The sequence below is a fragment of the Mycobacterium sp. SA01 genome (assembly GCF_041287105.1).
Taxonomy (GTDB): domain Bacteria; phylum Actinomycetota; class Actinomycetes; order Mycobacteriales; family Mycobacteriaceae; genus Mycobacterium.
The window spans coordinates 308,273-331,364 of record NZ_JBGGNO010000019.1 but is presented as its reverse complement, the minus strand read 5'-3'; the positions used below and the strand labels follow the sequence as shown (position 1 = coordinate 331,364).

Annotated in this window: 23 protein-coding genes; 18 read left to right on the top strand and 5 right to left on the bottom strand. The window is 66.7% G+C overall.

Going from position 1 to position 23,092, the window contains the following annotated elements:
• Positions 1 to 343: 343 nt before the first annotated feature.
• Genes AB4879_RS17560 through AB4879_RS17545 form a run of 4 tightly spaced genes read left to right on the top strand, consistent with a single transcriptional unit; the run spans position 344 to position 4,063 of the window.
• A complete protein-coding gene (locus tag AB4879_RS17560) occupies positions 344 to 1,600 on the top strand; it encodes a methyltransferase domain-containing protein (RefSeq protein ID WP_370508604.1) in 1,257 nt (418 codons plus the stop codon).
• On the top strand, positions 1,597 to 2,379 hold the full coding sequence (locus tag AB4879_RS17555; protein ID WP_102808575.1) for a sugar phosphate nucleotidyltransferase: 783 nt from the start codon (positions 1,597 to 1,599) through the stop codon (positions 2,377 to 2,379). Before AB4879_RS17560 ends, AB4879_RS17555 begins: the two co-directional genes overlap by 4 nt.
• Positions 2,372 to 3,022: a PIG-L deacetylase family protein gene (locus AB4879_RS17550; RefSeq protein ID WP_102808576.1), complete on the top strand. Its 651-nt coding sequence runs from the start codon at positions 2,372 to 2,374 to the stop codon at positions 3,020 to 3,022. The genes AB4879_RS17555 and AB4879_RS17550 overlap by 8 nt, the downstream gene beginning before the upstream one ends.
• On the top strand, positions 3,023 to 4,063 hold the full coding sequence (locus tag AB4879_RS17545; RefSeq protein ID WP_370508603.1) for an NAD-dependent epimerase/dehydratase family protein: 1,041 nt from the start codon (positions 3,023 to 3,025) through the stop codon (positions 4,061 to 4,063).
• Here the strand turns inward: AB4879_RS17545 and rfbC are convergent.
• Entirely contained in the window at positions 4,035 to 4,601 is a 567-nt protein-coding gene (rfbC, locus tag AB4879_RS17540) for a dTDP-4-dehydrorhamnose 3,5-epimerase (protein WP_370508602.1), read from the bottom strand. The two genes, AB4879_RS17545 and rfbC, sit on opposite strands and share 29 nt — an antisense overlap.
• 14 nt (positions 4,602 to 4,615) lie before the next feature.
• Here rfbC and AB4879_RS17535 point away from each other — a divergent pair, with 14 nt between their 5' ends.
• Genes AB4879_RS17535 through AB4879_RS17510 form a run of 6 tightly spaced genes read left to right on the top strand, consistent with a single transcriptional unit; the run spans position 4,616 to position 11,068 of the window.
• Positions 4,616 to 5,749, top strand: a complete 1,134-nt coding sequence (locus AB4879_RS17535) for a class I SAM-dependent methyltransferase (protein ID WP_370508601.1) — start codon at positions 4,616 to 4,618, stop codon at positions 5,747 to 5,749.
• Entirely contained in the window at positions 5,746 to 6,609 is an 864-nt protein-coding gene (locus AB4879_RS17530; protein ID WP_102808580.1) for a glycosyltransferase family 2 protein, read from the top strand. The genes AB4879_RS17535 and AB4879_RS17530 overlap by 4 nt, the downstream gene beginning before the upstream one ends.
• Positions 6,610 to 6,628: 19 nt before the next feature.
• A complete protein-coding gene (locus AB4879_RS17525) occupies positions 6,629 to 7,534 on the top strand; it encodes a glycosyltransferase family 2 protein (protein WP_370508600.1) in 906 nt (301 codons plus the stop codon).
• Positions 7,531 to 8,475 carry a glycosyltransferase family 2 protein gene (locus AB4879_RS17520; protein ID WP_370508599.1) on the top strand — a complete coding sequence of 315 codons (945 nt, stop codon included), beginning with the start codon at positions 7,531 to 7,533 and terminating at the stop codon, positions 8,473 to 8,475. The genes AB4879_RS17525 and AB4879_RS17520 overlap by 4 nt, the downstream gene beginning before the upstream one ends.
• Positions 8,472 to 9,800 (top strand): glycosyltransferase family 2 protein, encoded by a 1,329-nt coding sequence (locus tag AB4879_RS17515; RefSeq protein ID WP_370508598.1) that lies wholly within the window; start codon positions 8,472 to 8,474, stop codon positions 9,798 to 9,800. Before AB4879_RS17520 ends, AB4879_RS17515 begins: the two co-directional genes overlap by 4 nt.
• Positions 9,767 to 11,068 carry a lipopolysaccharide biosynthesis protein gene (locus AB4879_RS17510; protein ID WP_370508597.1) on the top strand — a complete coding sequence of 434 codons (1,302 nt, stop codon included), beginning with the start codon at positions 9,767 to 9,769 and terminating at the stop codon, positions 11,066 to 11,068. Before AB4879_RS17515 ends, AB4879_RS17510 begins: the two co-directional genes overlap by 34 nt.
• Positions 11,069 to 11,075: 7 nt before the next feature.
• On the opposite strand, the gene AB4879_RS17505 is transcribed toward AB4879_RS17510, so the two are convergent.
• Positions 11,076 to 11,849, bottom strand: a complete 774-nt coding sequence (locus AB4879_RS17505; RefSeq protein WP_102808583.1) for a glycoside hydrolase family 16 protein — start codon at positions 11,847 to 11,849, stop codon at positions 11,076 to 11,078.
• Between the two features lie 502 nt (positions 11,850 to 12,351).
• Between AB4879_RS17505 and AB4879_RS17500 the strand changes: the two genes are divergently transcribed.
• Genes AB4879_RS17500 through AB4879_RS17480 form a run of 5 tightly spaced genes read left to right on the top strand, consistent with a single transcriptional unit; the run spans position 12,352 to position 17,340 of the window.
• Positions 12,352 to 13,572, top strand: a complete 1,221-nt coding sequence (locus AB4879_RS17500; RefSeq protein WP_370508595.1) for a glycoside hydrolase family 16 protein — start codon at positions 12,352 to 12,354, stop codon at positions 13,570 to 13,572.
• Between the two features lie 40 nt (positions 13,573 to 13,612).
• The gene (locus AB4879_RS17495) at positions 13,613 to 15,829 is read left to right on the top strand and encodes a hypothetical protein (RefSeq protein WP_370508594.1); all 2,217 of its coding nucleotides are present in this window, start codon (positions 13,613 to 13,615) and stop codon (positions 15,827 to 15,829) included.
• A complete protein-coding gene (locus tag AB4879_RS17490) occupies positions 15,826 to 16,020 on the top strand; it encodes a hypothetical protein (protein ID WP_102808585.1) in 195 nt (64 codons plus the stop codon). The genes AB4879_RS17495 and AB4879_RS17490 overlap by 4 nt, the downstream gene beginning before the upstream one ends.
• A gap of 51 nt (positions 16,021 to 16,071) precedes the next feature.
• Positions 16,072 to 16,794 (top strand): DUF2510 domain-containing protein, encoded by a 723-nt coding sequence (locus AB4879_RS17485; RefSeq protein ID WP_370508593.1) that lies wholly within the window; start codon positions 16,072 to 16,074, stop codon positions 16,792 to 16,794.
• A 27-nt stretch (positions 16,795 to 16,821) separates the two neighbouring features.
• Entirely contained in the window at positions 16,822 to 17,340 is a 519-nt protein-coding gene (locus AB4879_RS17480; protein WP_370508592.1) for a PH domain-containing protein, read from the top strand.
• Here the strand turns inward: AB4879_RS17480 and AB4879_RS17475 are convergent.
• Complete coding sequence (locus tag AB4879_RS17475) at positions 17,295 to 17,954, bottom strand: GtrA family protein (RefSeq protein WP_370508591.1); 660 nt, start codon at positions 17,952 to 17,954, stop codon at positions 17,295 to 17,297. The two genes, AB4879_RS17480 and AB4879_RS17475, sit on opposite strands and share 46 nt — an antisense overlap.
• Positions 17,955 to 18,011: 57 nt before the next feature.
• On the opposite strand from AB4879_RS17475, the gene AB4879_RS17470 reads away from it, so the two are divergent.
• Genes AB4879_RS17470 through AB4879_RS17460 form a run of 3 tightly spaced genes read left to right on the top strand, consistent with a single transcriptional unit; the run spans position 18,012 to position 20,924 of the window.
• Positions 18,012 to 19,220, top strand: coding sequence for a 5-(carboxyamino)imidazole ribonucleotide synthase (locus AB4879_RS17470; RefSeq protein ID WP_370508590.1), 1,209 nt, complete (start codon positions 18,012 to 18,014; stop codon positions 19,218 to 19,220).
• Positions 19,213 to 19,725: a 5-(carboxyamino)imidazole ribonucleotide mutase gene (gene purE, locus AB4879_RS17465; RefSeq protein WP_102808590.1), complete on the top strand. Its 513-nt coding sequence runs from the start codon at positions 19,213 to 19,215 to the stop codon at positions 19,723 to 19,725. The genes AB4879_RS17470 and purE overlap by 8 nt, the downstream gene beginning before the upstream one ends.
• A 38-nt stretch (positions 19,726 to 19,763) precedes the next feature.
• The gene (locus tag AB4879_RS17460) at positions 19,764 to 20,924 is read left to right on the top strand and encodes an acyl-CoA dehydrogenase (RefSeq protein WP_102808591.1); all 1,161 of its coding nucleotides are present in this window, start codon (positions 19,764 to 19,766) and stop codon (positions 20,922 to 20,924) included.
• A 1-nt stretch (position 20,925) separates the two neighbouring features.
• Here the strand turns inward: AB4879_RS17460 and AB4879_RS17455 are convergent, their stop codons facing one another.
• Together AB4879_RS17455 and AB4879_RS17450 are read right to left on the bottom strand one after the other, a co-directional pair.
• The gene (locus AB4879_RS17455; protein ID WP_370508589.1) at positions 20,926 to 21,711 is read right to left on the bottom strand and encodes a biotin--[acetyl-CoA-carboxylase] ligase; all 786 of its coding nucleotides are present in this window, start codon (positions 21,709 to 21,711) and stop codon (positions 20,926 to 20,928) included.
• A gap of 366 nt (positions 21,712 to 22,077) precedes the next feature.
• A complete protein-coding gene (locus tag AB4879_RS17450; protein WP_370508588.1) occupies positions 22,078 to 23,070 on the bottom strand; it encodes a cation transporter in 993 nt (330 codons plus the stop codon).
• Positions 23,071 to 23,092: the final 22 nt, after the last annotated feature.

Sequence of the window (23,092 nt, the reverse complement as noted above, 5' to 3'; positions counted from 1 at the left end):
CGGTTCGCTGAGGGATTGCTGGGAAGAGTGACAAATCTGTGGCAAATCTTCCGGGCCTGTATAAACCTGTCATGAACTGGGTAAAAACCGCATTTCGTGCATATTGACGTAATAGCAGTTAACGCAACACAAGTTAGGTTATGGCGTCCGTCACACTTACCGGTGAACACCCGTCTACCGGTTGCTGGTTCTAACGATTGGTAGCTACAGTTCGTCCGAGCGAACAACTGCCAGTTTCTGTCTACGCGGACTTCGAACACCTCATCGCGTGATCTGAAGGCAGTCAACCAAATCGATGCACCGCCGCCGCGGGGAGCGGAGTGCGGGACTGAATCGAGGTTGCGTGCTTTGCCGTTTGTGTGGACTGAACCGGCTCGTGAGTGTGCTCGACCTGGGCGCCACGCCGCCGTGTGAGAGGTTTCTCGGTGCCGACGAACTCGACGCGCCCGAGCCGACCTTCCCGTTGCACCTGCGGGTCTGCGAGGAATGCCTGCTGCTGCAGATTCCCGCGCTGATCACGCCTGAGGACACCTTCACCGAGTACGCCTACTTCTCGTCGTACTCCGACAGTTGGGTGCAGCACGCGAAGACCTTCGTGGCCGACGCCGTCGCACGCCTTGACCTCGGACCGGACTCGTTCGTCGTGGAGGTGGCCAGCAATGACGGCTACCTACTCCAGCATGTGGTGGCCGCCGGCATCCCCTGCCTGGGCATCGAACCGTCGCACAACGTCGGCGCGGCGGCCCGTAGCCGCGGAGTGCCGACGCGGACAGCCTTCCTCGACGAGGAGCTGGCTCGCGCGGTGGTCTCTGAGCGAGGCGCCGCCGACCTGCTGGTGGCCAACAACGTCTACGCGCACATCCCGGACATCGCCGGGTTCGGCCGCGCGCTGCGAATCCTGCTCGCCGACGACGGCTGGCTCAGCATCGAGGTGCACCACGCGTACAACCTGGTCACCCTCGGTCAGTTCGACACCGTCTATCACGAGCATTTCCAGTACTACACAGTCCTCACCGCGACCAGGGCACTGGCCGCCGCCGGCCTGCGCGTCGTCGACGCCGAACTGATTCCCACCCACGGTGGATCGATCCGGCTCTGGGCCCGGCCGGATTGCGTTGACGCCGAGCCCACTTCACGATTCTTCGACATCCTGGACTCCGAGCAGCGAGCCGGACTGCATGACGTGGGCGGGTACCTCGGGCTGCGCGACCGCACCGAAGCGGTACGCCACGAACTCCTGCGCTTCCTGCTCGAATGCAAGGCGTCCAACCGGCGAGTGGTGGGTTACGGCGCTCCTGGCAAGGGCAACACCCTGCTGAACTACTGCGGAATCCGCAGCGATCTCCTGGAATACACGGTCGACCGCAACCCCTACAAGCACGGCCGGTTCACGCCGGGCACCCGCATTCCGATCAGGGAACCGGAGGCGATCGCCGAAGACCGTCCCGACGTCGTTCTCGTCCTGCCGTGGAATCTGGAAACGGAGCTCACCGCACAACTGTCCTACGTCGCGCACTGGGGCGGTCAATTGGTCTACCCGCTGCCGACCTTGCGCACGGCGCATGAGAAGCCCGAAGTGGTTGGGAGTCAAGCCATATGAAAGTGGTCCTGTTCTGCGGTGGCTACGGCATGCGGATGCGCAACGCCGTCGGCGACGACATCCCCAAACCGATGCAGATGGTCGGGCCCCGGCCGCTGCTGTGGCATGTGATGCGGTACTACGCGCACTTCGGGCACAAGGACTTCATCCTGTGCCTGGGTTACGGAGCGTCGCGGATCAAGGATTACTTCCTGGAGTACCGCGAAACGGAGTCCAACGACTTCGTCATGCGCGACGGCGAGGTCCATCTACTCGACAACGACATCAGTGACTGGACGATCACGTTCGTCGACACCGGGCTGGAGTCGCCGATCGGCGAGCGCCTGCGACGCGTGCGGGATCATCTCGACGGCGACGAGTACTTCTTGGCCAACTATGCCGACGTGCTCACCGACGCCCGCCTCGACGACATCGTGGACAAGTTCCACGCCTCCGGCGCCGCGGTGTCGATGATGCTGGTCCCGCCGCAACAGTCGTTCCACTGCGTCGAGGTCAAGGACTCCGGCGAGGTCAAGGACATCGTGCCGGTTGCGAACTTCCCGATCTGGATCAACGGCGGCTTTTTCGTGCTCTCCCAAGCGGTTTTCGACTACCTACCGCCGGGCGGCGACCTGGTGGCCGACGCCTGCGAGGCGCTCGCCGGTCAGGGCCGGTTGTTCGGGTACCGGCACGAGGGCTTCTGGAAGCCGGCCGACACGTTCAAGGAACGTGCCGAGCTCGACGAGGGCTACCGCCATGGCGTCCGCCCCTGGGCATTGTGGGAGCCGGCGCATGCGTGAACTGTTCACCGGTGGAGTCGACGAGATCGCTGTGCTCGGCGCCCATTGCGACGACATCGCCATCGGGATGGGTGGCACCCTGCTCGCCCTGTGTTCCGACCGGCCGGGGCTCCGCGTGCACGCGCTGGTGTTGTCCGGCGGTGGTGGTGAGCGGGAGGCCGAGGAGCGGGCTGCTCTCGACGCGTTCTGCCCGGGCGCTTCGGTGCGGGTGACGGTCCTCGACATCCCCGACGGCCGCGCCCCAGCCCATTGGCAGCAGGTCAAATCAGCGTTACACGAGTTCCGTCAATCCTGCGATCCCGCCGTCGTTTTCGGTCCGCACCGGCACGATGCACACCAGGACCACCGGCTGCTCGCCGAGTTGCTGCCCACCGAGTTCCGCGACCACCTGATCCTCGGCTACGAAATCGTGAAGTGGGAGACCGACACTCCGCGGCCGAATCTCTTCCATCCGCTGCCGCACGGTGTCGCCGAGACCAAAGCCCGACTGCTTGGCAAGCACTACCCGTCGCAGGCGACGCACGACTGGTTCGACGACGAGGCTTTCCTCGGCTTGGCGCGCCTGCGCGGAGTGCAGTGCCACAGCCGCCACGCGGAGGCGTTCACGGCGGAGAAGTTGTCCATCGGATTCGGAGGTCGTTGAGTGCGAGTTCTCGTCACCGGACATCAGGGCTACCTCGGCACGGTCATGGTCGGCGTGTTGAATGCGGCCGGGCATGACGTAGTCGGCCTCGACGCAGGCTATTTCGCCGACTGCGTGCTCGGTCCCGCGCCGATGGATCCCGAGCAGATCCGTCGGGACGGACCGGTGGACCTGCGGGACATCACCGCCGACGATCTGACCGGGGTGGACGCGGTCGTCCATCTCGCGGCGCTGTCCAATGACCCGCTGGGCGACCTCGCCCCTGATGTCACCTATGAGATCAACCACCGCGCATCCACGCGCCTCGCACACGCCGCCAAAGCCGCTGGGGTGTCGAGGTTCCTGTACGCATCGACGTGCTCGGTGTACGGATCGGCCGGCGACGACCTGGTCGACGAGGACGCACCGCTGCGCCCCCTGACCCCGTACGCGGAAAGCAAAGTCTGGGTGGAGGATGACCTCGCGGCGATCGCCGACTCCGGATTCGCACCGGTATTCCTGCGGAACGCAACCGCGTTCGGCTTCTCGCCGCGGCTTCGCGCCGACATCGTGCTGAACAATCTGGTCGGGCACGCGGTCCTGACCGGCGTGGTGAAGGTTCTCTCCGACGGCACGCCGTGGCGGCCGCTGGTACACGCCCAGGACATCGCCGAAGCCTTCCTGCTGTGTCTGACCGCGCCGGTGAAGACGATCTGGTGCCAGGCGTTCAATGTCGGCACCGAGGCCAACAACCTCACGGTTGCCGAGATTGCCCAGGCTGTCGTGGACGTGGTCCCGGGGACCGAATTGCGCATCACCGGCGAGACAGGTGCCGACCCCCGTTCGTACCGAGTCGATTTCGCCAAGATCCGGGATCGGCTGGGCTTCCAGGCGCAGTGGTCGGTGGCTGCCGGCGCCGCGGAGCTCCACGCCACCTACACCAACCACAACCTGACTCAGGACGCGTTCAGCGGCCGTTTCACCCGGCTGGCCCGCCTGAAGGAGCTTCGCGAGTCGGGCGTGCTCGACGAAACTATGTACCAGGGCGGCCGAGTTGGCTGACCACATCGCGCCAGCTGCCCGCCGCGCGGTCTCGTGCCGAGATCGCGGTGGGCGCAATCGGCCACGCAATGCCCAGATCGGGGTCGTCGAAGGCGACCGCGAGGTCTTCGCTCGGGTCGTGTGGCCGATCGATCCGATAGCAGACGTCGGCGGTCGGCGTGAGGGCCTGAAACCCGTGCAGAAATCCGCGCGGCACATAAAGATGCCGAAAGTCCCTGTCGTCGAGCAGAACCGATACGTGACGGCCGAAGGTCGGCGAGTCACGACGGATATCGACGACAACGTCGTGGACGGCGCCGTTGGCGCATCGGATGAGTTTGGCCTCACCGCGACCGGCGCGGCCGTGCATCCCGCGGATGGTGCCCTGCACCGAGCGCGACTGGGAATCCTGGATGAACGACGCGCTGAGTCCCGGCGCGCCGAGGTAGCTGTCGAAGATCTCCGCGTCGAAGGTCCTGGTGAAGAAACCGCGATCATCGAAAAACGGTTGAGGGACGAGCACCACGAGGCCGGCGATGCCGGTTTGCTTGATCTCCACGAGGCCATGCTGCCATGACTCGTTGCCGAGGATGTCATGGTCGGGGCCTACTGCCCGTGTTGGATGTGGGCCGCGTTCCCGCGCAGGACTTCTTCCCTGCTGCCGCCGAACCCGTTGCGCCCGAGGAATCGTCGCATCCGTTGGCGATGGTCCTGTGTGCCGGTTGCGGTCTGGCGCAGCTGGCCGATGACGACACCGTGACCGACGAGCCGCGCGGGGTGGAACCGGCCGCGTTGCAGCGCCAAGCCGTCGATGCCGTGACCAGGGTGGCCTCCGCGCAGTTGCTGCGCGGATCGACGGTCCGCGAGTTCGGCAGCCCCCACGGCGGCAGTTGGCTGCCGTTGCTGGCCGAGCGCGGATTCGCCACCGCCGAGGTCGCCGACGTGGTGCTCGACAGCTTCGGGTTGATGCACGAACCGGATCAGCGCACCGCGTTCGCACGCCGAGCGCAGGCGACGGCGAACGACGGTGTGCTGCTGGTCCAATACCACTCACTGGCGACGATCGTGGGCAAGAGACAGTGGAACGCCCTGCGCCACGGTCACTTTGCGTATTACTCGACCACCGCGCTGCTCGGCCTGCTGAGGCAGGCCGGGATGAGCGCGGTCGGCGCGTGGGAGTTCGACCTGTACGGCGGGACGGTGTTGGTGGCGGCCAGGCACGGGCATACCGCCCCGCCCGCGTCGGTGCGTCGCATCGTCGCCGCCGAGCAGATCGTCACCGAGCCTGCGGCGGTCGCGACGTTGCAGAGCGCGGCCGACGCCCACTGCCGGGCACTGCGCGACTGGCTCGAAGACCAAGCGGCCCAACACCGCCGGGTCTTCGCCTACGGTGCGGCGTCTCGTGCGGTTGCGCTGTTCGCGCTGGCGGGAGTGACTCGTCGGCTTATCACGGCGGTCGCGGACGCGTCGCGCGCCAAGCAGGGACGACGGATGCCGGGAACCGATGTGCCGATCATCGCGCCCGATGAACTTGTTGCGGCGCAACCAGACTGCGTCCTGCTTACCTTGCCGGACCTGCTCGCCGAGGTCTCGGTTGCCCACCCCCAGCTCACCGGACGGTGGATCAGTGACGACCGCTTCATGACCAGTGAGTCAGCGAACACGCCCCAGTTGCACAGTCTTGATCGAGAGGAGACACGTCTATGAGCAAGGTCGTCGGAATTTGGGAAGCGATGCCGCATTCGGCACGCCGGCCCACGATCTCGGTGGTGATCCCGGCGCTGAACGAGGAGCGCAACCTGTCCTACATCGCGTCGCGGTTGCCCCACGACGTCGACGAGATCGTGTTCGTGGACGGCGATTCCGTGGACAACACCGCGCTGGTGGCGCGGGAGCTCTGGCCGCACGGTGTGCACCTGCGGCAGACCCGAAAGGGTAAGGGCAATGCGCTGGCGTGTGGTTTCGCCGCCGCGTCGGGCGACATCGTGGTGATGATCGACGCCGACGGCAGCACCGACCCCGCGGAGATCCCGCGCTTCGTCGGCGCGCTGATCTCGGGCAAGGACTTCGCCAAGGGATCACGCTTCGTCCAGGGCGGCGGCAGCAGCGATATCACCCGTCTGCGGCGGTTCGGCAACTGGGGCCTCAACACGTTGGTCAACACGTTGTTCGCCACCAAGTACACCGATCTGTGCTACGGCTACAACGCCTTCTGGCGGGATTGCCTCGAGGTGATGGACCTGCCCGACACCGAGATCCAAGCTCCGCAGTGGGGAGACGGTTTCGAGATCGAGTCGCTGATCAATGTGCGCGTCGCCGCCAGTGGGATGCAGATCGCCGAAGTCAGCAGCTATGAGCTCGACCGCATCCACGGCGCCAGTAATCTCAACGCCGCCAAGGACGGTCTGCGCATCCTGTGGACCATCCTTCAGGAGTTCTACCGGGCTCGGCGGCGGGGGTGGCGCCGCAGCGTGCGCAGCGGGGATCTCGAGGTCGCTGTGACATCCCGGTACCGGCTCGACGCGGAGTCACACGACGAGTCCCTGCCCGACGTGCGGCACGCGTGAGATGACGAGGCAGGCGACCGTGCGGCAAGCCATTCCGGCCGAGCGACATACTGAGCGAGGCGGCGGGGCCAGGCGCCCCAAAGTCTCGCTGTGCATACCCGCCTATCAGGCGGGCGAGTTTCTGCGTGACACGCTCGACAGCGTTCTTGCGCAGGATTTCCCGGACCTGGAGATCCTCGTCGTCGACAATCACAGCACCGACGAGACACCGGCGATCCTCGACAGCATCACCGACGATCGCGTTCGGGTGGTCCGCAACGAGACCACCCTGTCGGCGGCGGAGAACCACAATCTGGCGGTCGAGCTCAGCCGCGGTGAGTTCGTCAAGGTGATCAGTGCCGACGACACGCTCAAGCACAACTGCGTCGCCGCCCAGGCCGCCGTACTGCAGAGCAATCCGGATGTGACGGTGGTGGCCAGTCGCACCGATTTCATCGATGACTCGGGTGCGCTGCTGTTCAAGGCCCGAGGATTACGCGGGCTCCTCGGACACCGGACCGGCGAACAGGTGATCCGGCGGATCGTTCGTAGCGCCAAGAATCCCGTCGGCGCGCCGGTATCAGTCATGTTCCGCCGCAGCGACTTCGACCGATGCGGCGGTTTCAGCGGGCCGCACGTGTTCACCCTCGACATGGACCTGTGGGCCCGGCTGCTGGGGCTCGGCCACTTCTACGGCATGCCCGAAACCCTTGCGTCCTATCGCATCCGCGGCGGGTCGCTCACCGCGTTGACCTCGGCGCGATCGCAACTGGTGCAGCAGGATACGTTCACCCGCAAGCTCATCGACGATCCGCGGTGGGAGATTCGGTACTCCGACCAGTTGCTCGGCAAGCTGAACCGCTACGACGTGCTGCTCAAACGGGTGATGCTGTTCAAGCTCAGCAGTGTGCGGGCGTCGCGACGATCCCGGAACCCGGTGAGATGACACGAGAGCTGAGCCTGTCCGTGGTGATCTGTGCCTACACCACCGACCGCTGGGACCGGCTGCGACATGCGGCCGAGTCGGTCTTGACCGGTAGCGCCAACCCGGTGGAGCTGATCATGGTGATCGATCACTGCGACGAGTTGCTGTCCGCCGCCCGGCACCTGTTCGACGGTGACACACGGGTGCGGGTGATTCCGAACGAAGAGACCCGCGGGCTGTCCGGAGCGCGCAACACCGGTGTCCGTGCCGCCCGCGGCGACGTGGTGGCCTTCCTCGACGACGATGCGGTGGCGCAACCGGGCTGGGCCGACGATCTGTGCGATCACTATCGGGACCAGACCGTCGCCGGCGTCGGCGGGTACGCCAGCCCGGTGTGGCCGGACAGCCGACCGAATTGGATTCCGCCCGAATTCGACTGGGTGGTCGGTTGCAGCTACGTCGGACAGCCGGAACAGCTTGCCCCGGTACGCAACCCGATCGGTTGCAACATGTCGCTGCGCCGTTCGGTCCTCGATACGGTCGGCGGATTCCGGTCCGAAGTGGGGCGGGTGGGTGCCACTCCGGTCGGCTGCGAGGAAACCGAGCTGTTCATCCGGGTCCGGGCCGCCGCAGCCACCAACCAGGTGCTCTTCGACCCCGACATCCGGGTCGAGCACCATGTATCCGACGATCGGACCACGCTGCGGTACTTCGTTCGGCGGTGTTATCACGAAGGCATGTCGAAGGCGGTTGTCACCGAGATGACCGGGGCGGCTGCCGGATTGAGCAGCGAGCGGTCCTATGTTCGGCGGGTGTTGCCGGCCGCCGTTGCCCGGGAGATGAGATCGATGACTTCCGACGGGCTGGCCCGGGCAGCCGCCATCTGCCTGGGGCTGGCCGCCACGACGCTGGGCTTCGCCAGGGCCAAGATCAGTCGAAGTCTGTCCCGGAGCGCACCGTGAACGCATCCGATTCAGCCTGCCTGACTCTGGCGCCTGTGCTGCCGAACCCGGATCGGCCGAGCTGGAGCGGTGCGGTCTGGATCGGTGAAGTGTGGCTCGACGCAGTCGAATCCGCCGACCGGGCGAGCGCGCACTCCGGTACGCCTGCGCAGTGCCTGTTGCAGAACGCCGAGGGATTCTCCCGCGCCCGGCTGCTGGTTCGCGATCAGCAACGGGCGGTCGGCTTTGTCGACATCGCCGTCACCGACGGCCAGGTGGCGTTCTCGGAATTGCGAGATCAGGTTGGTGCGCAGCGACAGTGCGCGGCGCGACCAGCACTGGGTTCAGCCGCGCGCTCGTCGGCCGAGTCGGCGCACGTGACGGTGGTGTTGTGCACGCGTGATCGCACCGCCCTGCTGAAGTCGGCGGTGGCCTCCGTTCTGGCCGCCGGGTATCACGATTTCGACGTGCTGATCGTCGACAACGCACCCCGCAGCGACGCGACGCGGGAGTTCGTCACGAGCCTCGCCGACTCACGGGTGCGGTTGATCACCGAGCCGGTGCCCGGTCTTTCCCGGGCACGGAACACCGGCCTGCTGGCGGCAACCGGGGACATCGTCGCCTTCGTCGACGACGATGTGGTCGTCGACCGGGACTGGTTGAGCGTCCTGGTCAAGGGGTTCAGCTACGGCGACTCGGTCGGATGTGTCTCCGGGATGGTGCCGGCCGGCGAGTTGCGCACCCCCGCTCAGGCCTACTTCGAGAATCGAGCCGGGTGGACGGAATCGGCGGAGGTCCGCATCTTCGAGTGGTCGCATGCACCGCACGACGTTCCGCTGTATCCCTTCGAAGTCCGGCACTACGGAACCGGGGCTAACTTCGCCGTCGACCGGCAGGTCGCGTTGAGCCTCGGCGGATTCGACGAACGACTGGGCGCGGGAACGCGGGTCAGCGGCGGCGAGGACATCGACATGTTCTTCCGCATCCTGCGGTCGGGCCGACAACTCGTACGTGAACCAGCCGCGATTGCGTGGCACCGGCACCGCGCGACCGTCGACGACCTGCGCGCCCAGACCCGCGGCTACGGACTGGGTTTGGGGGCCTGGTTGGCCAAGCTCGCCTCCGATCCGGCAATGGCGTTGCTCGCGCTGAAGACGGTGGTGCGGCGCAGGCCGGCGCTGGTTCGCCATCTGCGGTCCACGGCACGGCGAGCCGCTCCGTCGACCACGGTGCGATCCGATTTGCCGTCCGACATCGGCAATGGCACATGGCGATTCATCGCCGCCGGCGCGTGGGTGTATCTCGTCGCGGCGTGGCGCAACCGGCTGCGCAGGGCATCCGGCTGATGGTGACCACCGACGTCGTGCCGCCCACCGCGGGACGCAACATGACCGTCAACTCGATCTCGTTGATCGCCTCCAGCCTGCTGACCGGGATCCTGGGTCTGGTGTTCTGGGGAGCCGCTGGCCGGCTTTACCCCGCAGCCGAAGTCGGGGTGGCCGCCGCATTGCTCACCTCGGCACTGATGTTGTCGATGTTGTCGATGCTCAGCATCGACACGGTCTACGAACGCTTCCTGCCGTTGGCCGGCGAGAAGGCCGGGACGCTGATCACCCGCGGTTACCTGCTCGTCGCGGTGACCGCGCTGCTGGCCGGGTGGGCGCTGGTGGCCTTCGGCCCGCGCGACGAACTGTTCACCTCGCGCTGGGCGATGGCGGGCTACCCCCTGCTGGTGATGGTGCTGGCGGTGTTCACCCTGTTGGACAAGACCGCCGTCGGGCTCGGGGTGACGAAGTGGTCGGCGGTGAAGAACCTGGTCCATGCGGTCATCAAACTGGCGGTTCTGTTCGCCTTGGTCTGGACCGGCAGCGGCGCCTCGATCGTGCTGGCCTGGGGGGCGACCGCTGCGGCCGGAACACTGTTGGTGTTGGCGGCAATGCGCCGGCGGTGGCGCACGCACGCCCAGTTCCGGCAGCCGTCCGAACTACCGGCGCGAGCCCAGCTGCTGTCGTATGTCGGGTCGTCCTTCGGGATCACCACCCTGTGGATCATCGGACCCCTCGTCGTGCCGCTGATCATCGTGAGCAGGTTCGGTGCTGCCGCCAACGCACATTTCGCGGTGACCTGGGCGATCATCAACGCCCTGTACTTCGCGGTGCATCTGGTGATGAGCCCGTTCGTCGCCGAGGTGGCCGCCCACCCCGACAAGGTGGCGGCCCTGTCGACCCGGATGGTGCAGATGATGGCCGTCGTGTCGGTGGTCGGTTCGCTCGGATTGGTCGTGATCGGTCCGTGGGTGCTGGGCATCATCGGCTCCGACTATCGCGCCGAGGGACAGGGACTGCTTCTGCTGGCGGCGGCGTTCGTGCCGCTGTCGGCGGTGAGTGCGGTCTATGAAGGATTCGCGCGGGTGCGCCGCAAGCTGACCCTGATGGTGGTCATGCGGTGCGTGTCCACCACGATCGTGGTCGCCGGCACTGTGCTGATCACCGCACACGTCGGCGTGATCGGCGTCGGCTGGGCTTATCTTGCGGCCGAAGCGATTCCGGCGGTGGTCTTGTTGCCGCCGGCGATCCGCTGGCTGCGTCGCGTCCGGGCGCCCGGCCTGGAATAGGCCAGGTCTAGGCCGAATACTGACGGACCCAGTCGACCGACATCGAGCCCCCGTTGTTGAGGTCGCCACCGAAATTGTCCAGCTGAATGCACAGATGCATCGGCCCGGGAGGAAAGTGCGCCGGGTCGGTGGCCGCCCACCACTGGACGCCGTCGACGAACATCGCGATCCGCTGCGGGGTCCATTCGACGGCCCAGCTGTGCCACTGGGTGGCGTCGATCTGCACCGCGCTCGACTCGCGCTCGTCGTTGGGGCCGTAGTGCAGCCAGCCCTCGACGGACTGGCGGGCGGGATCGGCGATCTCCATGAAGTCCACTTCACCACCGACCGGCCAGTTTTCGGCGTCGGGCCACAGTAGGAGCAGCGCGTGGTAGTCGGGGGAGGCCGGTGAGGATTTGACGCAGGCCTCCCAGCGGCCATGCAGCTGGCCCGGGAGCAAAGCCATGCCGCCCGAGTTTCCTTGTGGATCACCGGTAATCGTGAGTTTGCCGTCCGCCGCAGAGATCGCGTCGCGCGTACGGCGGCCGTTTCCGTCGTGGCCCGGTCCGTCATAGATCGACCACTGGTTGAGTGAACCGGGTCCGTCGAAATTGTCGGTCCGGTTGGGTTCGCCCCAGCCGTGTGCGGCGGCGGCGGTGTTGGGGCAATTGCCGTTGCCCGACTGGGCGTCGGCGACCGGACGCAGGAGTGCGGCCGATCCGACGGTGAGCGCGAAGGTCGCCGCCGCGACGCTGGTCAGTGAAATCGCAACGCGCGCGGCCCGCGAGATGGGGACTGGCATGTGCTCCCTTGGTTCGTCGACCCCGGGACTGCCAGTCTACCCAGCTATCGGGACTGGTCGCCCCGGCCGAGTGACGTGATCCACTGCACCAGCTTGCCGGCCGGGCCGGGTCCACGGAAACGTGGGCATGGGCACAATCCGCACTCGGTCCCACGCCGGTAATGCTCGTGTGCCGAACGGTCGTGTCCACACTTACACAGCCGATCTCGCATAAGTCCCGAACCATACGCCGCCAGCGGACGTGTGGGCCTCATTTGGCCGGGCCGGTGGGCCTGGAGCTGAGAATTCTCAGCCACCGAACTGGACCGGCGGTTGGCGGCCGTCATCGGTATTCCGGTGGTGCTCAGTCCAATTCGATGGCCGGGTCCGACTGGGGCCGACCTTTTCCTTTCGCATGCAACTGTTACCAAAGTGATAGGTGAGCTCAATATGAATAGTGATCCGCCGCGGATTATTGTGACTTCGCTCACTCTCCGAGCGTCGTCAACCCGATGGAGCCACGATGTTCCGGTTGTGCTCGGCTGCAGTGGTGGCCCTGTCGCTTGTCTGGGGTGCGGTGCTGGCCGTGGCGCCGCCCGCCAGAGCGGCGGACAAGGTCTTGTTCGAGGCCGAGGCGATGACCCTCTCGACGACCAGCGGCGCCAAAGTCGTCACAGACGCGGCGGCATCCGGCGGCACGGCGCTAGGGCTGACCGGGGCGGTGACGGTGTCGACGACCCTCGCGCTGCCGCAATCCATTCAAGTTGTCGTGCGCGCCAGGGGATTGCAGTGTTTCGGAGCTCCGGTCGCGGCGGTGCTTGTCGACGGCGCGGTGATCGGGCGCAGTCCGATCACGGCGAGCAGATGGACCGATTACACGGCGACCGCCGCCGTCGCGGCCGGCACGCACACTGTCGGCGTCAAATTCGCCAACCCGCAGTGGTTCTTCTGCGTCCGCGCGTTGTACATCGACACCATCAGCGTCGTCGCGACGGCAACCACCCCGTCAGACGGACTGACCAGTGCGCCGGTGGCCGACCTTCCCGGTTGGAAACACCTTCTGGCGGACAACTTCACAAAGGATGCCGCACTGGGCAGCTGGGCCAATCCGTCGGACCCGGCCAAGATCGTCTACGTGGGCGCCGACGGCCAAAAGTGGCTGACCTATCCGCAGACCTTCACCGACACGTACCAACATCGCCCCTACCGTGCCGACCAAGTGCTCAGCGTCAATAACGGAACCCTGGACTACTACCTGCACAACGTCGCCGGCCAACCCGCGGGGGCGAACCCGTCGCCGGTCTTGCCCAACGGAACTCAGTACCAGACGTATGGCCGCTACTCGGTACGGCTCAAGGCCGACACGTCCGCGCTGAGCGAGTATCACATCGCGTTCCTGCTCTGGCCGCAGTCCGAGCTGTGGCCCGCCGACGGTGAAGAAGACTTCCCGGAGGGCGCGTTGTCGTCGACGTCGAACGCCTACGCCCACTACGCCCGCTCGGCAGGTGGTCAGGACGGCGTCAACACCGGCACGGCATTCACCGATTGGCACGTCTACACGATCGAGTGGTTGCCGGGCCATGTCCGGTTCTATCTGGACGACGCACTGGTGATGGACAGCACCAAATACGTGCCCAGCAAGCCCATGCGCTGGCAACTGCAGATCGAGACGGACGGGAACGGCACCAATAGCGGCCATGTGCTGGTCGACTGGGTTTCGATCTGGTCGTATGCGGGCAGTTGACGCGCGCGCGGGCGATATCAGCTAACGGTAGGCTGATTCAGTGCTGCAACGCGTCGAGAGTTCCCCGGCACGGCCGGGCAACCGCGCGCCACTGCCGCCATGGATACCCCTGACAGTCGTCCTCTCCGGCATCGTGATCGCCAGCTCGCTGGCCGTCACCCTGCTGTCCGCCTTTGGTGTGGCCGGCGTGCTGCCGCCGGCACTGCGTGCAGTGGTCGGGGTTGTGGCGGTGCTGCTGGTCCCTGGGCTCCCGGTCGCGGCATTGTTGCGGCTGCCCACCAACGGGGTATTCGGCGCGGTCGTGGTTTCGCTGTCGCTGGCAGTCAATGTGCTTGTCGCTCAACTGAACTACGCAGGCAATCTGCATCAGCCGTACGCGGCGCAGTTCATCGTGCTGGGCCTCGGCGCGGCCGCCACCGCGGTGCTCGGGCGGCGGTGGCAGCGTTCACGCGAGACGGCGACGGTACGGGACGTGCTGCGCTGGGTACGCCGCGCGGTCGCGCCGACCGGTGACCGCAAGCTCAGTGCGGTCCTGGTGATCGCGGCGATCGCGTTGTTCTTCAGCGCCGTTCGGCGATTGGACGTCTCGGCGGCGGGGAGCCTGGGATTGATCGGTGTGCTCGGGTTCGAGTACTTCGCCGGCCTGGTGCTGCTGTGCGTGCTGCTGGTGATCCAATATCGCCGCGCCGTTCTCGACCGGATCGCAGTCGCCACCGCCAACGTCGTCCTCATCGCCTACATCACCATGCCGGTCGCGTGGTCCATGGGCACGGCGCCGTTCGTGACGGCATACGTGCACCGGATGATCACCAACTGGCTGATCCAATCGGGCGCGCTGCCGCCACCGGTGGATGCCCGGATCAGTTGGGCCGGTTTCTTCTCCGCCGCGGCCAATGTGATCACCACCACCGGCCTGCACGACAGCGTGATCCTTCTGGTCAGCGCCTCACTGGTGTTCGGCATCTGCCTGATGTTCCCGGTGTTCGCGATCGGCTTGTCCATCACCGGCAGCCGCCGGGCCGCCTGGCTGGGCGTCACCATGCTCACCCTGTTCAACTGGTATCAGCAGGACTACTTCGCGCCGCAGGCCGTCGCGATGCAGTTCTACGCCACCCTGCTGGCCGTATTGCTCTGGCAGCTGCGGACTTCCGCGGTGCCCGCGCTCGCGGGTGGACGGATCACCAGGATCGCGACGGCGTGGCGGCGGATACCGGGGCGGGTGGCAGGCCGGGACGCGCCGTGGACTTTGGCGGTCGAGGCCGTTCTGGTCGTCATCCTCGCCGCGATGGTGGTCGCGCACCAACTCACGCCGCTGGCTGCCATCGGCATGCTGGTGATCATCTCGGCCGCCGGCCTGACCCGCTACAAGCTGCTCTGGCTGGCTGCCTTTCTGATCTTCATCGCCTGGTTCCGTTACGGCGCCGCCGCGTACTGGCAAGGGCACCTCGGCCAGGTGATCGCCGATATCGGCGGTGTTGATCAGAACCTCAACTCCAGTGTCTCCCAAAAGATCACCGGCGATCCGACGTACCGTCACATGCAGTTGCTCCGGATCGTCTCGGCGCTGTTGCTGATGTCGATGGCGGCCGTGGGCTGGCTTCGGCTGCGGCGCTTGCCCCGCAGCAGGCCGTGGTTGGTCGCGGCGCTGGCGTTTGCGCCGTTCGTTCTGGTGGTGCTGCAAAGCTACGGCGGCGAGGTGGCGATCCGCGCGTTTCTCTATGCGTCGCCGGTGCTTTCGCCGCTCGTCGCGCTTTGTCTGCTGCCGCTGATGCGTCCACGTACCGACCGCCTTGTCGTCCGTCGGCTGACCGCGGTGGCGGCGGGCTGCGCGCTGCTGCTCACCGGCCTGCTGGTGACCGCGAACCGCGGGCTCAACATCTCCTTCGAGCGAACGACACCGCACGAGTTGGCAATCGGCAACGAGCTCGTCGCGAAGATCGGCGATGCCGGACTGGGCTACTGGGGACAGGGCGCCCTGTACGGAGTGCCGCGGACCTTCGATCTCGAGGACACCTGCTTCTCCTCGGCCGAGGCGCTGGCCGATTGCACGGCGCGGCCCGAAGTCGAGTACTTCTCGGACAGTGCCCAGGACGAGAACTTCATCCGGTTGAGCGCCGGGGTGAGTGAGGCCACCCTGCGGCGCGCAGTGCAGATCCTGCAAACCGAGAAGGGCTATCAGGTGGTGTACGACTCCGGGGGAGTCCTGGTGCTCAAACGGCCCGAGGCGCCGGCCATCAGCTTGGGAGGATCCCGATGATCGCGATCGCATTGTTCGTCGTGGCAGGCGTGCTGTACGTGGCGGCCGGGTACCGGCGAGAACGGGCGGTGCCCGGTGACGGCACGCGCCGACCCGATCGCACGACCGCCATCCTGATGGCGGAGGCGGTGTGCGTGGCCGTCGCCGCAATCGCGGTCGCCACGGTCGATATGGTGACGTTTGTCTCGTAAGGGGAGGTTCATCGGCACGTGGTGGAGCAAGGGCGGTCCGGACGGGCGACGGTGACCTGCGCCAACGGCCATGACAACCCCGACGGACAGTACTTCTGCGGTGAGTGCGGTGACCTGCTGGAGGCAGGGGCGGTCATCTGCCTGGCCGGGCACGCCAACCCCGACACTCGGCGGTTCTGCGGTGACTGCGGCGCGCCGCTGGTCGCACCGCCCGGCGTCGAGCCTGCGGCGTCGACGGCCCGGTGGTCAGTCGATCCCACCGGCCGGCACCAGTGCCGATACTGGGACGGCGTGCGCTGGACCCGGCATGTCGCTGACGGCGGAACCCTCGGGGTGGACCGCCAGTCCAGGCGGACCGAGTCCTGGGTCGCGCTCGTCGCCGGGCTGATCACGGTGGCTCTGCTGGCCGGTGCCGGCGCCGACATCTGGGTTCAGTTGTCACGCGACGCAACCACTCCGTCTGCCGCAACTGCTCCGTCTGCCCCGCCGGCAGAGACCACGTCGTCGTCCGCCCCCGTGGAACCGCCCGCGCCAGGGCCCGCCAAGGTCGCAAGCCCGTGCCGGCCGGACACCGTCGGCGGCGTGGCTGCCGACGGTTCGCCGACCTACTGTGAGCGCCTCGCGGGCACCGACACCTACCTGTGGTCGCTGTCGCCGGGTGACATCCCGATGCCCGACGTCGGGCAGGGAGGCGACCCGGCCGTGGGGGTCTGCATGGCCCAGACGGGCCGCACCGAAGCCGGCTGCCTCGAATACCTCCAACCTGCCCAGTGACCGGGCCGACTAGGTAATCTTCGCCGCGTGGGATATCCCGAGAACGTGCTGGCCGCGAACGAACAGGTCGTGCTGCACCGTCACCCGCACTGGAAGCGGCTGGTCGGCCCGATTCTGGTGCTGCTGATCGCCACGATCCTGGCGGCATTCGTGGCTGCGCTGGTCAACAACACCAACTGGGACACCACCGCGAAGAAGGTGCTGTTCGGGGTCATCGCCGCGATCTGGGTGATCCTGGTCGGCTGGCTGACGTTGTGGAAGTTCTTCACTTGGCTCACAACGCATTTCGTGATTACGGACCGTCGGGTGATGTTCCGTCACGGGCTGCTGACCCGGTCGGGTATCGACATCCCGCTGGCGCGGATCAACAGTGTGGAATTCCGCCACGGTCTGCTCGACCGGATGTTGCGCACCGGCACCCTGATCATCGAGTCGGCGAGTCAAGATCCTCTGGAGTTCGACGACATTCCCCGCGTGGAGCGGGTGCATTCACTGCTGTATCACGAAGTCTTCGACACCCTGGGCTCTGACGAGTCACCCAGCTGACGCTCCTGATTTCTGGCCCGCCGGCGTCGCAGCGGTGTGACCGTGGCGCCCGCCTCGTACTCGTCCTCCATCGCCTCGGCGAAACCGCCGCCGGTGAGGGTGGATTCCAGTCCCTTGTCGTGGCTGGGGCCGAACTCGTCGGGGAAGACCCAACGGCGGAACGCCCAGAACCGGAACGCCATCTGCAGCAGGTTGCCCAGCACGTAGGCGGAGATGAAGTCCGCGATGTTCTCGTTGGTCAGTGAGACGTGCGGCACGCGCAGCTCCAGCACGTAACTGGAGAACCACAACGGGGCCATGCTCAGCAGCACGCCGACGCCGCTGACCCCGAAGAACAGCAACGCCTCGTGGTGACGTTCGCGGCCGCCGCGGTTGCGGAAGCTCCATTCCCGGTTCAGCACGTAGGAGGCGATCACCGCGACGATGCCCGCGATCACCTTGGCGGTGACCGGCTTGGGCTCGAGGATCGTCAGCTTCAGCGTGTAGAAGATCGCGGAGTCGATGATGAACGTCGTTGCGCCCACGATCGCGAACTTGATCAGCTCGTGATGCCGCTCGGCGAAGGGCCGGATCGGTCGGGGCAGCCGAGCGATGGTGGCATCAGCAAAAGACACAAGGAGAAAGTCTACGGAAGTCACCGCAGGTGTGCGTACTCGCGCAGGTCTGACACCATGATGGCCGTGTCGAAGAGCCCCAGACCTCCTATCGTCGCCATGGTCGGCGGCGGGCAGCTGGCCAGGATGACCCACCAGGCGGCGATCGCCCTCGGACAGAGCCTGCGCGTCCTGGCCGTCAGCCCCGACGACCCGGCCGCTCAGGTGACTCCCGACGTCGTCATCGGCGCCCACACCGACCTCGAGGCGCTGCGTCGCGCGGCCGCCGGAGCGTCGGCGCTGACGTTCGATCACGAGCACGTGCCCACCGAGCTGCTCGACACGCTGGTCGCCGAGGGTGTCACCGTGGCGCCGCCGCCCGAAGCCCTGGTGCACGCCCAGGACAAGCTGGTGATGCGGCGCAAGCTGGCGGAGCTGGGCGCGCCGATCCCGCGCTTCACCGCAGTGTCTGGTGTCGACGACGTCGACGCGTTCGCCGCCGACGTCGGTGGCCCGGTGGTGATCAAGACCGTGCGCGGGGGTTACGACGGCCGCGGCGTGGTGTTGGCCCGTGATCTCGCCCACGCCCGGGAGGCGGTCGCCGGATACCTGGCGGACGGGGTTCCGGTGCTCCTCGAGGAGCGGGTGTCGATGCGCCGCGAACTCGCGGCTCTGGTGGCGCGCTCCCCGTTCGGGCAGGGGGCGGCGTGGCCGATCGTGGAAACAGTGCAGCGCGACGGCATCTGCGTCACGGTCGTCGCGCCGGCGCCGGGGCTGTCCGAAGACCTGGCCGCCGAAGCCGAGCAGCTGGGTCTGCGGCTGGCCGGCGAGCTGGGCGTGGTCGGGGTGCTCGCCGTCGAACTGTTCGAGACCACCGATGGCACGCTGCTGGTCAACGAGTTGGCGATGCGGCCGCACAATTCTGGGCACTGGACCATGGACGGGGCGGTGACCAGCCAGTTCGAACAGCATGTGCGGGCGGTCCTGGACTATCCGCTTGGCGACACCCGGCCGATCGCGCCGGTGACGGTGATGGCCAACGTGCTGGGCGCGCCGCAGGCTCCGGCGATGAGCGTCGACGAGCGGCTGCACCACCTGTTCGGCCGCATCCCGGAGGCCAAGGTCCACCTGTACGGCAAGGCGGAACGGCCTGGTCGCAAGGTGGGTCACGTCAACATCGTCGGTGCGGCGGACGGTGACGTGGACCGGGTACGGGAACGCGCGGAACGGGCGGCACACTGGTTGTCGCACGCGGAGTGGACGGACGGATGGGACGGGCATGCCTGAACATGGGCCTCGGGTCGGGCTGATCATGGGTTCGGACAGCGACTGGCCCGTCATGGAGGCGGCCGCCGAGGCGCTGGCCGAGTTCGAGGTGCCTTTCGAGGTCGGCGTCGTCTCGGCGCACCGAACCCCGGGCCGGATGCTGGACTACGCGCGCGGCGCGGCGGCCCGGGGCATCCAGGTGATCATCGCCGGTGCCGGAGGGGCGGCTCACCTGCCCGGGATGGTGGCCTCGGCCACCGCGCTGCCGGTGATCGGGGTGCCGGTGCCGCTGGCCAAGCTCGACGGCCTGGATTCGTTGCTGTCGATCGTGCAGATGCCGGCGGGTGTGCCGGTGGCCACCGTGTCGATCGGCGGTGCACGCAACGCGGGGCTGCTGGCGGTGCGCATCCTGGCCACCGCGGATGTTGCGCTGCGCAAGCGCATGGAGAGTTTCCAGGACGACTTGGAAGCGCAAGTACTGGCGAAGGACCGGGCGCTCCGGGAGCGATTACTCGGTGAGGGATGAGCCGGGTAAAGTTACCGGCGAGTAGCAAGGAGGCTGTGATGGCTGGGAACCCCGATTTCGACGTATTCAAGTTGCCCGAGGAGCACGACGAGCTGCGGACCGCGATCCGCGCGCTGGCGGAGAAAGAGATCGCGCCGTATGCGGCCGATTGCGACGAGAATTCGCGCTTTCCGCAGGAGGCGCTGGATGCGCTGAACGCCTCGGGGTTCAACGCGGTCCACGTGCCGGAGGAGTACGGCGGCCAGGGAGCGGACTCGGTGGCGGCGTGCATCGTCATCGAAGAGGTCGCCCGGGTCGACGCCTCGGCGTCGCTGATCCCCGCCGTCAACAAGCTGGGCACGATGGGTCTGATCCTGCGAGGGTCCGAAGAGCTCAAGAAGAAGGTGCTGCCGTCGATCGCCTCGGGTGAGGCGATGGCGTCCTACGCACTCTCCGAGCGGGAGGCCGGCAGTGACGCGGCGTCGATGCGCACCCGGGCCAAGGCCGACGGCGACGACTGGATCCTCAACGGCGCCAAGGCGTGGATCACCAACGGCGGCAAGTCATCCTGGTACACCGTGATGGCGGTGACCGATCCCGACAAGGGCGCCAACGGTATCTCGGCGTTCATGGTGCACATCGACGACGAGGGCTTCACGATCGGGCCCAAGGAGCGCAAGCTCGGCATCAAGGGCTCGCCGACCACCGAGCTGTACTTCGAGAACTGCCGCATCCCGGGCGACCGGATGGTGGGCGATCCGGGCACCGGCTTCAAGACGGCGCTGGCCACCCTCGACCACACCCGCCCGACGATCGGTGCGCAGGCGGTCGGAATCGCGCAGGGCGCGCTGGACGCCGCGATCGCATACACCAAGGACCGCAAGCAGTTCGGTACCTCGATCTCCGATTTCCAGGGCGTGCAGTTCATGCTGGCCGACATGGCGATGAAGGTCGAAGCGGCCCGGCTGATGGTGTACTCCGCCGCCGCCCGCGCCGAGCGCGGTGAACCCAACCTCGGGTTCATCTCGGCGGCGTCGAAGTGCTTCGCCTCCGACGTCGCCATGGAGGTGACCACCGATGCGGTGCAGCTGTTCGGCGGCGCCGGCTACACCGTGGACTTCCCGGTGGAGCGAATGATGCGTGATGCCAAGATCACCCAGATCTATGAGGGCACCAACCAGATTCAGCGGGTTGTGATGTCCCGGGCGCTGCTGCGCTGATCTAGCCGGCCGGTCTCAGGTGGGTGATGTCGCCCGCCGAGACCGTGATGACCTCGGCGCCGGTATCGATGCGGAGCCGACCGAGTTCGTCGACATCGACTGCGGTACCGGTGATCTCACGGTCACCGGGCATGATGGCCCGCACTTGGCTGCCCAGGGTGCTGCTACGCCGCCGGTAGTCCTCGACGAGTGCCGGGTCGGGTCCTGGTGTGGTTTGCCACTTTTCGATCCGGGCGGTCAGCTCGCGCAGGATTGTCGCCGTCAGCGCGTCGCGGTCGAGCTGGGTGGAGCCGACCATCTGCAGAGAAGTGGCCCTGGGGTCGGGCGCCTCGTCGGGGGTCAGCGTGACGTTGAGCCCCAGACCCACCACGATGACCGGATCGGGTGCGGCCACCTCGGCCAGGACGCCGGCGAGCTTGCCGGTCCCCACCAGGACGTCATTGGGCCACTTCACTCTCGCCTCGATACCGGTGATCGCCGTGACCGCGTCGACCAGTGCTATCCCGGTGAGCAACGGCAGCCAGCCCCAGCTCTCCGCCGGGACACCGTCGGCGCCGACGCCGATCGACAGGGCGATCTGGGAGCGCGGCGGTGCCGACCAGCTGCGGCCATTGCGGCCACGGCCGGCGCTCTGGTGCTCGGCGAGCAGCACGGCGCCTCGGATGTCCTCGCCCGAGGCGTGCCGGGCCAGCAGGTCGGCGTTGGTGGAGCCGGTTTCGGCCACCACGTCGATGCGGCCGGGGAACTGCTCGCGGATCGAGGTGACGTTCACTGCGGCTCGGATCACCTCCGGCAGCCTAGTGCCCGGCCAGAGTCAACGGCTCACCAGAACGTCAGCCCGCTGAATGAGGGACTGTGAACTCGATCGCTTCTCCGCAGTGCTCGCAGGCCATGACGCTGACGTTCGTGGCCACCCAGTGCATCGCGCTACACCGTCGGCACCGCACATTGCGGCACCGCACCGATGATCCGTATTTGACTGCCGTCGACGCCATGGCATCGCTCATTAGTTCGCCCCCCGCTACAACATCCAGGCCCCTGCGCTGAACGTAGCCAGTGTCCGAAAGTACGGCGGCAAAATGGCGTTTTCCATCTGTCTCTGCTTCGCCGTCCGGTAGCGAGCCGGTCGCGATAGCAACGCTGTTCGCGCAGTTCAGGGCATGTGCACGGTGGGCACTGCATGAATGGGCAATGTAGTGAAGACCAGGGTGAGCCGGATCGGCCCGAGCCGATTACGCAGTTCGGCGTAGGTGCGCGCCCGCAGCTCATCCTGTTCGTCCACTGACATCGTGCCGGTGTAGGACACCCGCAGATCCACCTCGGTGGCCTTGCCCCGGCTGATCGCCAGCGCATCGACGAGGGTCAGTTCGTGGTCGAGTTCGTCGGCGTGCTCCTCGGCGACCTCGGCAATGACGGCCCGCACCGTCGCGTCCAGGGCGGGGTCGGCGCGCCGCCCGGACAGCCGGCCGAACTCGAGGCGGATCTGCCGGATCGGTTCGCCCACCAGCAGGGCGCACAGGATCAGCACGATGATGCTGTCGGCGATGTCTTTGATGTTGAAGGTGGCCGACGTCAGGAAGGTGCCTTCGGGTAGGACGGCGACGAGCACCAGTGAGGCGCAGATACCGCCGCTGATGAGGGCCTCCATCTTGGCCGCGGTGGCCTCAACCCGAAGCAACGCTGACGCACCGTTGACCGAGCGGTTGTTGCGTTCGTGATTCCACTTCAAGCCGAAGCAGATCACTACGCACACCGCGGTGTAGACGGCCGCAAGTCCGAACTCAGGCTCGGTGCCCTGACCGGTGATGGCGTAGTCGATCACTTTGATCGAGTTGGTCACCACCCCGACGATCACCACGCCGAGAATCATCAGCGAACGGAACAGGGCGTAGAGGTTCTCCAATGCCATTCGCCCGTAAGGGCTTTCGGCGTCCGGTGGCCTGGACGAGGTGACCGACAGCTTTGCGGCGATGAATGCCGCCGCCGCGTTGATCAGCGAGATGACACCGTCGAGCTGGGTGGCCGACACCCGGGTGATGGCATAGATGGCGAAGCCGAGCACCGCCAGCCCCACCATGGTGAACATGTAGGCACGCAGGCTGCGCCGCTCGGCACGAAGGACCAGGGCCTCCGGGGCGTCCGTCATCGGGTCAGCCTAGCGGTGGCAC

Coding starts and splice junctions, on each gene's coding strand:
- AB4879_RS17555 (WP_102808575.1), top strand. CDS start 1,597: ATGAAAGTGGTCCTGTTCTGCGGTGGCTACGGCATGCGGATGCGCAAC.
- AB4879_RS17450 (WP_370508588.1), bottom strand. CDS start 23,070: ATGACGGACGCCCCGGAGGCCCTGGTCCTTCGTGCCGAGCGGCGCAGC.
- AB4879_RS17550 (WP_102808576.1), top strand. CDS start 2,372: ATGCGTGAACTGTTCACCGGTGGAGTCGACGAGATCGCTGTGCTCGGC.
- AB4879_RS17520 (WP_370508599.1), top strand. CDS start 7,531: ATGACACGAGAGCTGAGCCTGTCCGTGGTGATCTGTGCCTACACCACC.
- AB4879_RS17460 (WP_102808591.1), top strand. CDS start 19,764: ATGGCTGGGAACCCCGATTTCGACGTATTCAAGTTGCCCGAGGAGCAC.
- purE (WP_102808590.1), top strand. CDS start 19,213: ATGCCTGAACATGGGCCTCGGGTCGGGCTGATCATGGGTTCGGACAGC.
- AB4879_RS17470 (WP_370508590.1), top strand. CDS start 18,012: ATGATGGCCGTGTCGAAGAGCCCCAGACCTCCTATCGTCGCCATGGTC.
- AB4879_RS17490 (WP_102808585.1), top strand. CDS start 15,826: ATGATCGCGATCGCATTGTTCGTCGTGGCAGGCGTGCTGTACGTGGCG.
- AB4879_RS17535 (WP_370508601.1), top strand. CDS start 4,616: ATGACTCGTTGCCGAGGATGTCATGGTCGGGGCCTACTGCCCGTGTTG.
- AB4879_RS17530 (WP_102808580.1), top strand. CDS start 5,746: ATGAGCAAGGTCGTCGGAATTTGGGAAGCGATGCCGCATTCGGCACGC.
- AB4879_RS17505 (WP_102808583.1), bottom strand. CDS start 11,849: ATGCCAGTCCCCATCTCGCGGGCCGCGCGCGTTGCGATTTCACTGACC.
- AB4879_RS17500 (WP_370508595.1), top strand. CDS start 12,352: ATGTTCCGGTTGTGCTCGGCTGCAGTGGTGGCCCTGTCGCTTGTCTGG.